Consider the following 13,481-nt stretch of genomic DNA (forward strand, 5'->3'; position numbering starts at 1 on the left):
AAAAGTTCCTAACGCCGGACAGGCAAAAACCAGCAAACTACCAATCATAGCAAATATCCGACTATCCCAAATGATTAGAACAGCTACTTCCAAAAAAGAAAAGCCATAGCATTCCTGATATCCACATCAGAAATACTATGGCTCATCGTTTTTTTCAAAATTGCTGTAGGACAGAATTATTCTCTGTCCTGCCAGCTGATGCGAAAATAATTCTCACGGTACTGCTTCGGTGTCAGACCAGTGTGCTTTCTGAAGCAGGAAATGAAATGGCTGTGTGAACTGAAATTCAGGTAATTGCCGATATCCAGCGGAGTGTACTCCGAGAATTTCAGCATATTTTCAGCCGCCTGGATCCTCCTGGACATGATGTATTCGGATATGGTCATGCCAACCTCCTGCTTGAAAAGCTTCGAGAGGTACTGGGGAGTAAGCCCGAGCCTGTCAGCTATTTCCTGAACACGCACACCATTGTAAATGTTGTCATAGATTATATCCAGACACATCAGAACATGCTTTGAATAAGCGTTGCCGGAATTTACTTTCTGCATACGCTTTGCATATTCAATAAACACCTCGCGGTGGATATCCTCAAGCTGAATGAGATCAGTGGCAACATCAAGCTTGTTGATGAAAATATCGCTTATAGTGTAACTGGTCTCGGTAGGCAGACCTTTTTCAATGCAGAATCTTGCTATCAGCGCTATCGTGATAGTTAGATGGTATTTTACATTGCGTACGGGATCATCACTGAGCTTGCCGTAACCTTCAACAGCCAGTGGAGTATACAGCTTGCGAACTCGTTCGATATTGCCCGCTGCCACAGCAGAATAGAACTCCAACTCCTTTTCGTAAGGCGAGTGAGTTTCACCCGTTTCGCGCTGAATAAATTCACGATGGGAAAGTTCCTTGTTGATGCCCACGAAGAGCGCCCCCTTCACAGAAGTCTGTTTAACAATATCATACCACATTTTTGTCTCCTTGTCAAAACTAAGCCAGCTCGTTATTAAGCTGCTCTTCTTAAATCTTTGTCAGATTTCACAGAATTTCGCAGGCCATGACAAATTTCAATCCCGATATTCTGTGAAATGTGACAAAATTACACTATTTGTTCAAAAAATATACAAATTTTCGAGAAACCAAAACGGCGGACTGGAAAAGCCCGCCGTTTTGAAAAACCGGAATATAAAAATGAAGGATATTAAAGCAAGATCATATTATTCCGCAGTCTGTTCCTGTGCCTCTTTGATGAGGTAATCGAGAGCCTTCTCGTTCTCAGCAACAGTAGAGGTCCAGGTGTATGACTCAGCAGGGTTCATAGAATTCTTGATTATATTATCAGTCAGATTCGACAAATCACTGGAAACGCCCTGTGCGAACTCGAATACAGGATGCTCAGCAGCTCTTGCATAAATCTCGTCGCGCATTTTAAGCATTTCGTCAGTCCAGCCGTAGTCGTTCTTATACTGATCAAGAGTGATCTGGTGAGCTGCCTCATCGATCTCTGCATATCTTGTGCAGTCGAGCCAAGCAGCAACGCCCTCGGGATTCTTAGCACCCTTAGCAATGCAGAAGCCGTGAACTCTTGAAGGAACATACATATTGTCGGAATCCTTAGCGCAAGGAACGGGTACGAACATTACTTCACCTGCGGACAGATCGCCGTAGGGAGCGGTAGTGCTGGGCGCGTCCTCTATTGCCCAAAGACCGATGGGGTAGAACAGTGTTTCGCCGGAAGCGATACCTGTACCGAATACGTCGCCTCTTACCTTCCACTCGTGCAGATGCTTGGGGTATACGACGTTATTCTTCTGAAGATTGTACATCATGTTCTGAGCCTTTGCAAGCTCGGGAGTATTGATGTTGTTGACGATCTTGCCATCCTCCATGCCTACCAGAGGCTTACCTGAGGATTCAGTCAGAGCGTTCTCGTAGTACCAGCCGTCCATAGCCCACTTGTCAAGTTCTTCGTCGGTAAACTCTACGCACATCTCTGAAAGCTTGTCCCAGTTCCACTCACCGTTGTAGTAAAGCTCGGCGGGATCCTCGAGACCATTTTCCTCGATTACATTTTTATTATATATCCAGATATAACTGGGGTCAACACGTGAAACTGCCACATAGTGACCGCCCTTGTACATGAACTGGTCATTAGCAGATTTCATCGGGCTCCACAGTGCACTGTCGAAGTCGACATAATCATCCATCGGCTCGATCATGTTCTTGATGGCACCCTTGGGGAATACGTCCATATCGTCTGCACCGATAAAGTCGGGTGAATCGCCTGAAAGAATGGCGTTAGCGAGGTCGTCGAACTTAGTTTCCCAAGTGGTCTGCCTGTATGTGATCTTGCCGTTGTACTTTGTCTGGAACAGCGCCAGATCGACACCGATATCCTTGTCAGCCGAGGCTGTCGGATTGATATCGTAGAAAGAGAACCAAACGATCTCGCTGTTTGCAAGCTCTTTGTCATCCATTTCGCCGGCAAGTCTTGTTACAATGTCCTGCTGGTTTTCTTCGAGCTTCTTTTCAGGCATAGAAGAAGCGTCGCCGCTCTTTTTGTCTGAATCATCGCTGCTGCCTGAATTGCAGGCTGCCATGCCGATAGAAAGTGCCAGTGCAAGAAGTGCTGCTGCTGTAAGCTTAATTTTTCTCATATTATATCCCTCCGTGTTGACCCTTTGGTCATCGGTTATCAGTGCTTCTTCTTAGCAACGATAGCGCCTGCTGCTGCAACTGCCATCAGACCCAGAACTGCACCTGTAGCTGCACCTGTGTTGGAGTTTGTGTTGTCAGTAGCATCGGAAGCTTTGGAAGAAGTAGCTGCTGTGCCGTTATTGGTTGTTGTAGACTTGCTCTCAGTCTTGGAATCTGCAGCGCTTTCAGTCTTAGACTCGGTCTTGGACTCAGCAGTGCTATCTGTAGTTCCTGCGCTGGGTGTGCCGAAGTCAAGTGAGAAGTACAGAGTACCACCTTCGAAAGCGCCTTCCTCATCCCATCCTGCAACTTCGGGGTTAGCGGGGAGCTCAACCGCTCCGGTTTCCTCATTCACCTTTTCAGCAGGACGGATGTGGAATCTGATATCGCCCTCAGCGTCACGCTCCATCTCAGTTATATTGAGCATATCGTTGAAAACTGTCTCAGTTCCGTCTTCAGCTACGAACTTAGCCTCGGTAACCTTAACCTCGAGAGGATAGCTTGTCTCGTCAAGGCCTGCCTTAGTAAGAGCCTTATCAACGTTGCATACCATAACGCCCATCTCACCAAGATTACCCTTGTCTGACAGAGTAGTATCAGTAAGTACTTTGCTTATATGGTACTCAACAGAGATCTTTCCGTCTGCATCGATACCGAACCAGTCGCTCTGATTCCACTTCCAATTGTTGTTCATGTAAAATCCCATAGCACCAATGCTATAGTATGCGTCATTGATATCTGTATCAGTTTCGCTGGGGTATACTTTATCAGTCAGCTTTGTAGCTGATGCTGTCATTGCCATTGTTGCTGCGATTACTGTTGCGGAAAGTCCCGCAAAAATTCTTTTTGCCTTCATGTTTATTTCCTCCGTAAAACTATTTAGCAAGGGCGTTCGTAGCCCTTAGTTTGACTTAATTATAGCTTAAAAATTGACTTTTTTATATAAAAAATGAAACTTAAATATCGAAAATCTAACATAACCCTCAGTCATGTTCTCCAATTGCTCCTTATTTTCTCACTCCTTTCGGCTTTTAGTCAACTTTTGCCGTACATCACTCCCTTCGGCGTAAAACTTAATACGATCAAGTTTTTTTCTTTTTCTTAGCTCGGAATACTCCGAATCCTGCACCGCATAAAGCAACAGCTCCGATAACAGCAGCTATCACGCCTTTGCTATTTGAAGAAGTCTTTTCTTTCTTTTCTACAGCAGAGTTTTCCGATTCATTGGATATCCCTGCAGATAAATCGGGTATGCAGTCCTTGTCCTTTGCTATCAGAAGCAAAGACACGGTCTCGGGTTCCATTGTGTATGTTATGGTGTTGTCCATCACCTGAACGGCATCATTGCTGTCGGTCATATCGAATACCTGCGGTGCGAAATTGTTCAGCCCGTACAGATGCACATAGCTGTATTCTCCACCCTTGATCTTGATATTCGCTGTAGTTTTGTCTTTGAATGACTTATTCGTTACCACCAGCGTCACAACATCACTGTTGTCACCGAAAGTGGAAGCGTAAGCTGACGATATATCAAAATTGCTGGATTCGGTATGTCTCAGCGTTTCACCGAAGTGACCGCCGTTGCCGTCAAAATTAGTAAACAGGTTTATCGCTGCGCACTGATAATCTGCTTCCATTGCAAAAAGCGTCGCGAGATAAACATCGTTCTCCATGAATGCGCCCAGCGCATCTGTTTCGGCTATAGCTCCGCAGATATCGTAGCTTCCGCCGAAATCATACTCGGTAATGGCTATCTTCGTCCCTGGATAATACTGGTCGATGGACTGCTTCAGATTGGGAAGCAGCGGCAGGAAAGTTCCGCCCGTATCGGTTATCCAGCTGTCCTCCTTGTAGGTATCGTCCCAAAGGCTCTTCACAGAATCGAACCTTGCTTTAACGCATGCCTCATCGCTGTAATGCTTACATGAACGCTCACCGCATGGACCCTTAGCTTCAGTGTAGTAGTGAACATCGAGGGCGTCCAGCAGACGGGTGCCTGTTTCATCCTCGGCTTTCTTCATCTGGTCAAGGTAGTAGTCCACGAACCAGTGGTAATCATCTCTTTCCGCCTTGATATCCTTCCAGTCCTTAGCCGAAGCGAAAGTATCAAAAGCGCTGTAACCGAAAAGTGCAGGCCCGAATATCTCGGCATCGGGATCTATATCCTTGACTGCCTTTGCCATAGCTGTGTTCTTCTCGACTATCTCCGCGCAGGTACACTGCTCGGGGTGCATACGCGCATGGGTCATATGCCACAGTGACGGTTCATTATCCATCGAATACCCCTGTATGCCACCGTTTTTGGCGGGACCAAGAGTCTTTACAAGATAGTTCACATACTCGTCCATATATACAGTCCCGTCCGTGAGGTCGGGTGTATCTGCGAGATCACTGCCCTTGGTGATCTCCACCTTGTTCCATCTGTCCGATGGTGCTTTCTCACTTTCTGACACCGCACCGTTCATATCAGCAGAAACATATCCCGCAAGCTGGAGAGTTGTCATAGCATAGGCGTTGTTCTTTTCCTCGCATTTTCTTTTGAGGTTTATTGACATAGCACCTGGAACATCTGCAAGTTCTTTATCCATCATCTGCGGAAAATAGTTATCTGAAAAATGATCTTTATCTGAGCCTGCATTTGAAGCGTTGGTCTCCCAGTTGTAGGCAGATGATCTGTTTCCGCCAGCGCGTATCGCGGTAGGCATGACCGATGTTCCCATCAGCTCCTCGTTGACCCCGAAGATATACGGTGATATCTCCTTGCTATCCTTTGAAAGATCAACGACTATATCCACAGATCCGCCCTCAGCACCTGCACCCATTGTGCATATACTGACTATAGCTGCGGCTGCTGTTATGGCAGCAGCTTTTTTGAATCTTCTCATTGGTTCCTCCGAATATGTGAATGCTGAGCCGCTGAGGAACACAGCACGTAGTATTGTTAAAAATATCAAAAAAGTAAATAATGATTAAATAACTTATGAAGATGCTTTTTTTCTAACCTTATTCTTACTTTTACAGTTTATACTGTGGTAGCGGTTAAGATAAAGAACATTCTTAAATAGTAATACTATACCAGCTTCATTGTATCATATTAATCGCGATTCGTCAATAGTATATGACGAAATTTTGTTATTTTTTCAGTCAGTAAAGCAAAAACTGTCAGAATAACCGCGTATTTGCGCAATATCGTGCTTGATTTTGCTAATTTTTGATGTTATCATAAAAAGTGTAATTCGCGGCATATATTTGTACAAAAGGCTGAATAAGTACAAAAGATTTACAAATCAACTTGCAAAACGGGGTGAGATATGGTATAATGATTTAAAATTTAAATTAATTTTAAGCAGTGCATGGTAAAAATAAATCAATTAAAACTATGCAAAGGAGCTGATATCTTTGAGATTACTACTTGCCGAAGATGAAAAGGAACTGTCTAATGCCCTGGTGGCAGTCCTTAAACACAACAACTATTCTGTCGATGCAGTGTACAACGGAAACGACGCTTATGATTATATCATAGGTGCTGAGTATGACGGAGTGATACTTGACATCATGATGCCCGGCCTTGATGGTATCACTGTGCTCAGGCGTATCCGCGAAAAGGGTATACAAACTCCCGTGCTGCTGCTGACTGCCAAATCTCAGGTAGAAGACAGGATAACAGGTCTTGATTCGGGGGCTGATGACTACCTCACCAAGCCATTTGCCATGGGTGAGCTCCTGGCAAGGATAAGAGCCATGACAAGGCGCAAGACCGAATTCTCACCTAATTCGCTGAAAGTCGGCAATGTAACGCTGGACAGGGAGAGATTTGTAATATCAACCGAAAACGGTGAGACAAAGCTCGGCAACAAGGAATTTCAAGTTCTGGAGATGCTTATGCTCAACCGCAATATCCTCATCTCCACAGAAAAACTGATGGAAAGGATATGGGGCTTTGACGCGGAAGCTGAGATAAGTGTGGTGTGGGTATATATCTCATATATCAGAAAAAAACTTGCTTCGGTAGGCGCCGATGTTGAGATAAAAGCCAGCCGAGGCGTCGGATACACTCTGGAGGTCAGAGAATGATAAAAAGGCTGCGGCGCAAATTCGTGCTGATAGCCGCTGCAAGCGTGCTTGCGGTGGAACTTATCGTCGTAGGGCTGATAAACGTCATAAATATCGGCGAGATGCACAAGCGCCAGACGCAGCTCATGAATATTCTCTGCGAGAATGACGGAGATTTTCCCGAATTCGGTATGTGGCGCGAGCAGATGTACAACAACGGCAGCGTTCCCGGAGGAGGGCGATTCTTCCCGCCTGATATGAACGGCGAAAACAAACGGTTTCCGGATCTGGGCTTCAAACTCAATGAGGAGACCCGTTACCAGACAAGGTACTTCTACGTCCGTTATAACAGGGAACTTGAACCGGTGGAGATCAATACAGGTCATGTAGCTGCAGTTACCTCTGCCGAGGCACTCAGTTATGCCGAAGAGGTCAGCCTTTCGGGTAAGACCTCGGGATTTCAAGGCAATTACCGCTTTGAGGTCAGGGATACCATTGGAGGAAAGCTGTTCGTCTTTCTCGATTGCCGCGAAGACATACGCACACAGCGCCTTTTCCTGCTGATATCAGCAGCGATATCCATAGGCGGCTGGCTGCTGGTCTGCCTGCTTATAATCGTGTGCTCACGGTTCGCTGTCAGACCATTCATCGAGAACTACGAAAAGCAGAAAATGTTCATAACTGATGCGGGGCATGAGATAAAGACACCGCTGGCGATAATTCAGGCTAATACCGAAGTTATTGAGATGCTGAGCGAGCCCAGCGAGTGGACGGTCAGTATCAAGAATCAGATCGAAAGGCTCAACGGACTGATAGCTGATCTGCTGAGGCTGTCACGAATGGACGAAGAGAGCGTAAAGCTCGTATTTGCCGAGTTCGATCTATCAAACGCTTTCGCCGATATCGCAGGACCTTTCAGGACACTTGCGGAGAACAAGGGACTTTCCCTTGCTATCAGCACTCAGGAAGGTATCCGCATGAACGGCGATGAATCATCGATACGACAGCTCGTATCCATACTTACCGAAAACGCCGTTAAGTACTGTGATGCGTGCGGCAGTATAGAAGCTTCCGTCGAGAAGACGTCAAGCGGCAGACACGCTGTCATACGGGTTAAGAACGACTGTGCAGAGCCTCCTTCACAGCCCGAACGCCTGTTTGACCGCTTTTACAGGGCAGATAAGTCCCGTAAGCGCGAGGACGGTGAAACAAAATCAGGCTACGGCATAGGATTGTCGGTAGCCAAAGCCGTAACCGAGTCCCACAAAGGAAAAATATCCTGCAAGGCTGAGGACGGCAAGATCGTATTTACTGTAAAACTCAGGTGTCTGTAAAAAAAATATGGAAGAATCAAAAATGGTTAAGCTAGGTTTAAGGTTGAGGGTTTATACTCTGAATCATAGAAGAAAACCTGGATTAAGGTAAGAGAAAAGAAACGGAAAGGAAAGTGATGATATATGGGCGCTATACAGGAAATTTTCAAGAGAGTCGAAAAGAAGTACATAGTTACCGATGAACAGCAGGAAGAGCTTGTGCGTGCTATGACAGGCAGAGCAGCTGCCGACAACTACGGGCTTACGACTATATGCAACATATATTACGATACTCCCGACCATCAGCTTATCAGGACTTCTATGGAGAAGCCCGTCTACAAGGAAAAGCTGCGTATCAGGAGCTACGGCGTTCCCGACAAGGACTCCAAGGTCTTTGTTGAGCTGAAGAAGAAGTACAAAGGCGTGGTCTATAAGAGGCGCGTTGATATGTCCCTGATAGATTCCTACGAATTCGTGAACTTCGGCGTGAACCCTGGCAAAAACCCGCAGATAGAGAAGGAGATAGAGTATTTCCTGAAATACTATCGCGATATCGCACCTGCGATGTATCTGAGCTACGACAGGATAGCGTTTGCAGGGGTCGATAATCCTGATCTGCGAATCACTTTTGACGGCAATATCACCTACCGTGAGGATGAGGTGAGGCTTGAAAAAGGTGTATGGGGTGATAAACTTCTCGACCCTCATACAAGAATAATGGAGATAAAGATCCCGGGTGCTATGCCGCTGTGGCTGAGCCGTCTTCTTGATGATATGAAGATCTATCCCGGCAGCTTCTCAAAATACGGTGAGGCTTACAAGCGTGTTTTTAGCGAAGCCCAGGATCAGGAAAAATATCTCAGACTTAACTGCGAAAATCTAAAAGGTAAGGTGAACGATTGTGCTTAATGAATTAAACTTGAATGCGGCGGATCTTACATCATCTGTCGGAAATACGACCATATCCAACGGGACATTTGCAGTGTGCACCCTTGTGTCACTGTTAATAGGTGCTGTTATAGCATTTGCTTTCTGCTACAAGCAGAATAAGTCAAAGAATTTTCTGACAACGCTGGCACTTCTGCCCGTGATAGTACAGGTCGTTATTATGCTGGTAAACGGAAATCTCGGTACAGGCGTTGCCGTTGCAGGCGCATTCAGCCTGGTAAGGTTCCGTTCCATGCAGGGAAATGCCAAAGATATCCTGGCGATATTCCTGGCGATGGCAGTAGGTCTCGCAACAGGCACCAATAGTCTGAAACTTGCAGTCATTCTCACACTGATCGTATGTGCGCTGAACATTGCTTATCTGTATATACCTTTCATCGAAAATGACACCAGCGAAAAGGAGCTGACCATCACTATCCCCGAAAGCCTTGACTACAGCGATGTTTTTGACGACATTTTCAGAAAGTTCACAACAAATGCTACTCTCGATCAGGTAAAGACCACCAATATGGGCAGCCTTTTCAAGCTGAAATACAATGTAACACTCAAAAAGGGCGTAAGCGAAAAAGCATTTATTGACGAGCTCCGTGTTCGCAATGGCAATCTTGAGATACTCTGCTCAAGAAAAATGGCAAACGCTGACAGACTTTGATAATTAGGATTTTTACTCGCCCGAAAGCGTTTTTTTCGGGTGAGTAAAAAAAGAAAATTATAATGTTATAAAATTTAATTATTTAACAATGAGGCAATCTGCGATGAGAATTAGTGCGATGAAAAGAGCTGCTGCTGTAGCGGCGGCATTGATGATCCTTGCAATGTCAGGTTGTGCAGATACTGGAAAGGGAAAGGGAAAGGGCTCTTCCTCAAAAGCTGATAATTCAGTTGTTGTAACAGCGGCAGATGCGGGTATCTCGGCTGATGATATAGAAGTCGGATACGAAGAAAACGATGCTATCGATGCAGTTTTCTCTGACAGCGGCATCGAAGTAAACGGCAGCGGCATTTCAGCAGAGGGCACTGTCCTTAACATCACCGCCGAGGGCACATACCGTCTCAGCGGCAGCTGTGCAAACGGCAGAATTGTCATAGAAGCTGATAAAAAGTCGAAAGTCAAGCTGGTGCTCAACGGTCTCGATCTCACCTGCACCGACAACGCTGTTATCACCGCAAAATCCGCAGATAAAGTCTACCTTCTGCTTGAAAACGGCACCGAGAACAAGCTCACCGACGGAAAAGAATATTCCCTCGCTGATGGCGAAAACACCGATGCGGCTGTATTTGCAAAGTGCGACCTCACCATAAACGGCGACGGTACGCTTAATGTCGCAGGCAACTATAAGCATGGCATCGTTTCAAAGGATGATCTTGTAGTAACAGGCGGAAATGTCACGGTTAACGCGGTTTCATCTGCACTTTCGGGTAAGGACAGCGTTAAGATAAGTGCGGGCACTTTTGATCTGACCTCTGGCACTGATGCAGTGAAGTCCACCAATGACGAAGAGGAAGGGAAGGGCATTGTTAGCATATCAGGCGGCACATTCACAATAAATGCAGGCGGTGATGGCCTTTCTGCGGCGAAGGAACTCCAGATAAGCGGCGGTGACATAAACATCACCACAGGCGGCGGAAGTGCTAATGCTTCCATGAAGTCCGATGGATTCCCCAACGGCGACTGGAAACAGGATTTCGGCGGCAACGGTGATTTCACTCCTCCGGATATGGGTGACTTTGACAAGAGTGATTTTACACCACCTGATATGGGTGATTTGGATAAGGGCGATTTCACTCCACCCGATAAGCCAGACGACTATAACTCGGATAAGAAAAACACTGATACTTCGGCTGAAAAGCCCACCGATACCGAGCAGACCGAAACCACCTCGGCAAAAGCTCTTAAATCAGGCGGAAATATCATAATCGACGGCGGAAATATCACCATAGATTCCGCAGACGACAGCCTGCACTGTGACGGTTCAGCAAATATCAGCGGCGGCAGCTTGTCCGCAAGCTCGGGTGACGACGGTATCCATGTCGCCGGCGACCTTGTTATAAGTGGCGGAACAGTGGATATCTCCAAGAGCTATGAGGGTATCGAGGGCATGACAGTTACCATCTCAGGCGGCGATGTAAGTGTTACCGCATCGGACGATGGCATCAACTGCGCAGGCGGAAGTGATACGGGTTCATCCGACCGCAAGGGCATGGATATGTTCGCGGCACAGGAAGGAGTTTTCCTGAAAATCAGCGGCGGCACACTGAATGTCAACTCAGCAGGCGACGGTCTTGATTCCAACGGCGACCTCATCATCGAGGGCGGCACCATATACGTCAGCGGTACCGAAAACGGTGCAAACGGCTCTGTCGATCATAACGGCGAAGCTACCATCACAGGCGGTACGATTATCGCATCGGGCGCTGTAGGTATGGAAGAAATGTTTGACGAAGATGGCACCACGCAGTGCGCAGTTCTCCACGATTTCACACAAAGTTTCTCAGCTGATACCGAATTCACCGTCACCGATAAGAACGGAAATGTTGTGCTGAGTTTCACCAATCCCAAAACATGGCAGGGCGTGATATTCTCCTCTCCCGACCTGAAACAGGGTGAGTCTTATACAGTATCCGCAGGCGGCGAGAGTGAGGAGATAACCCTTGAAAGCGTTATCACTTCCAATAGCAAAGGTGGCTTCGGCGGCATGGGCAAACCCGGTAATATGAACGGCGGAAAATTCAAGCGCGGTGAAGATAATAAGGCTTCTGAAACATAAAATTGCAATCTGGCGGAATATGTCAAGGAAGAGAGCTTTTGGTCAAGCTTTTCGCGAAAAGCTTGCGGGAAGCTCGAAGGGCAGAGCCCTTCGGTCAAGGCACAAAAGCGACGTGGCAAGAGTGCTGTAAATAGAAAAGCAAACTCCCGCCCCAATATGGCGCGGCAATAACAAAATTTAGAGCGTATGCAAAACTATTGCATACGCTCTAACTGTGTCTGTAAATTATTGCCGCGCCTGTCATCGGACTGCGATAGCGAATCCAATGACTCGACCCGAGGAACGAGGGACAAAAATTCGCAAACTCAAGACCGTAGCAAATATCCGCCAATACCAACAATCTATTACAAGCAAAATCATTCTCGTCCGGTCAATATAAACATCTGTAAAATAACCACTCCTCAGCAAATACACCCTATTTTAGCATAATATTTCGTCAAAGCACATAATTGACATTTACTTCATGGTATGTTAAAATAAAATATACATAATGAAAATTAACCGCGCTTCTTTTGGTGGTGATGGTTGTTCAAAAGGTGGTGGTCTTTGCGTGGAAGAGAACGAGTTAAAGGGCATGATAGCCCACATAGAAAAGATCGGCGGACGGTTTTCAAAAGTTATGACCGTGCTGATAATCGGCTTCCTGATCTCGGCGGTGCTGAGCTTTCTTTGTGCGGCAGGTTCGCTTATCTATGATAAACTTCCAAAAGGATTTGCAGAAAGCATCTACATCAAGGATTACGATTTCAACGCCTTTGATCTGACCGTAGCTTTCGATGAGCTTGATGAATACTACATTTCAGGTATCGGATACTTCTTATATTCCCTGTATTCGGGTCTCGTGGTGATGATACTCAGCTTTTATCAGAAGCTTGTAAAAGCTGTTGTGAGTCAGGGTCAGCCTTTTACACAGGAAACAGGCAGAATGATGAAAAAGTATTCCTACCTGACATTACTTTTCGTATTATCGGGCAATCCCGTGGTCACCATTCTGATGTTCATGATACTCAGGCTTTTCGCCGTGTTGTTTGAATACGGCACTTATCTGCAAAAGAAAGCCAACGAGACCAACCGAATTCAGGAAGAGATAATCGTGTCCTTTGCGGAAATTACCGAGAACAAATCGGGTCAGACGGGTCAGCATATCAGGCGCGTGGCTGAGTATTCAAAGATAATAGCCTGCGAGATGGGATTGGATGCCGACAGGGTACAGCTTATCGGTCTTGCCTCAACAATGCACGATATCGGCAAGCTGATAGTGCCCTCTGAGATACTGGATAAGCCCGGCAGACTGAATGACGAAGAATTCGCAACTATAAAGACCCATACCACCTACGGAGCAGCGCTCCTCAGCCGTGTTGAAGGCGATATTATGCAGCTTTCCAAGACCATAGCTCTCGAACATCACGAGCGTGCCGATGGCAACGGCTATCCCCTTGGCAAAGAGGGTCACGCGATCGCACCCGAGAGCCGTATAGTCGCAGTAGCCGACGTTTACGATGCTCTCACTAGCCGCCGAAGCTATAAAAAGGCTTGGGATCCCAAAGACGCTTATAACGAGATAGTTAAAAACTCCGGCACTCAGTTCGATGAAGATGTCGTCGAAGCTTTCAAGTCTGCCTACGATAAGATCGAGGAAGCAAGAGAGCGCTATGCCGATAAGGATACGGTGGAGGATGATCAATTGTAAAAAAACTGTTAAAGA

The 13,481-nt window shown here is 46.3% G+C and carries 10 protein-coding genes; 6 read left to right on the forward strand and 4 right to left on the reverse strand.

Annotated features, from left to right (window positions below; all coding sequences use genetic code 11):
- Positions 1–176 precede the first annotated feature (176 nt).
- The 4 genes from BMY75_RS11910 to BMY75_RS11925 form a co-directional block, all read right to left on the reverse strand.
- A complete protein-coding gene (locus BMY75_RS11910; RefSeq protein WP_081350537.1) occupies positions 177–968 on the reverse strand; it encodes a helix-turn-helix domain-containing protein in 792 nt (263 codons plus the stop codon).
- 246 nt (positions 969–1,214) lie between these two features.
- Positions 1,215–2,654 (reverse strand): ABC transporter substrate-binding protein, encoded by a 1,440-nt coding sequence (locus BMY75_RS11915; protein WP_074834096.1) that lies wholly within the window; start codon positions 2,652–2,654, stop codon positions 1,215–1,217.
- Positions 2,655–2,692: 38 nt separating this feature from the next.
- Positions 2,693–3,550 carry an NPXTG-anchored protein gene (locus BMY75_RS11920; RefSeq protein ID WP_074834097.1) on the reverse strand — a complete coding sequence of 286 codons (858 nt, stop codon included), beginning with the start codon at positions 3,548–3,550 and terminating at the stop codon, positions 2,693–2,695.
- Positions 3,551–3,776: 226 nt separating this feature from the next.
- Positions 3,777–5,579: a glycoside hydrolase family 44 protein gene (locus BMY75_RS11925; RefSeq protein WP_074834098.1), complete on the reverse strand. Its 1,803-nt coding sequence runs from the start codon at positions 5,577–5,579 to the stop codon at positions 3,777–3,779.
- 514 nt (positions 5,580–6,093) lie between these two features.
- Between BMY75_RS11925 and BMY75_RS11930 the strand changes: the two genes are divergently transcribed.
- The 6 genes from BMY75_RS11930 to BMY75_RS11955 all read left to right on the forward strand — a co-directional run bounded on the left by BMY75_RS11930 (position 6,094) and on the right by BMY75_RS11955 (position 13,466).
- On the forward strand, positions 6,094–6,768 hold the full coding sequence (locus BMY75_RS11930; protein ID WP_081350538.1) for a response regulator transcription factor: 675 nt from the start codon (positions 6,094–6,096) through the stop codon (positions 6,766–6,768).
- Positions 6,765–8,081: a sensor histidine kinase gene (locus BMY75_RS11935; protein ID WP_074834100.1), complete on the forward strand. Its 1,317-nt coding sequence runs from the start codon at positions 6,765–6,767 to the stop codon at positions 8,079–8,081. The genes BMY75_RS11930 and BMY75_RS11935 overlap by 4 nt, the downstream gene beginning before the upstream one ends.
- A 123-nt stretch (positions 8,082–8,204) precedes the next feature.
- Entirely contained in the window at positions 8,205–8,969 is a 765-nt protein-coding gene (locus tag BMY75_RS11940) for a polyphosphate polymerase domain-containing protein (RefSeq protein WP_074834101.1), read from the forward strand.
- Positions 8,962–9,660 (forward strand): DUF4956 domain-containing protein, encoded by a 699-nt coding sequence (locus BMY75_RS11945; RefSeq protein WP_242940232.1) that lies wholly within the window; start codon positions 8,962–8,964, stop codon positions 9,658–9,660. The genes BMY75_RS11940 and BMY75_RS11945 overlap by 8 nt, the downstream gene beginning before the upstream one ends.
- A gap of 118 nt (positions 9,661–9,778) precedes the next feature.
- Positions 9,779–11,776, forward strand: a complete 1,998-nt coding sequence (locus tag BMY75_RS11950) for a carbohydrate-binding domain-containing protein (protein ID WP_170844292.1) — start codon at positions 9,779–9,781, stop codon at positions 11,774–11,776.
- A gap of 490 nt (positions 11,777–12,266) precedes the next feature.
- Complete coding sequence (locus tag BMY75_RS11955; RefSeq protein ID WP_081350541.1) at positions 12,267–13,466, forward strand: HD-GYP domain-containing protein; 1,200 nt, start codon at positions 12,267–12,269, stop codon at positions 13,464–13,466.
- The last annotated feature ends 15 nt before the right edge of the window (positions 13,467–13,481 follow it).

This window comes from Hominimerdicola alba, assembly GCF_900109655.1.
Classification (GTDB): domain Bacteria; phylum Bacillota; class Clostridia; order Oscillospirales; family Ruminococcaceae; genus Hominimerdicola; species Hominimerdicola alba_B.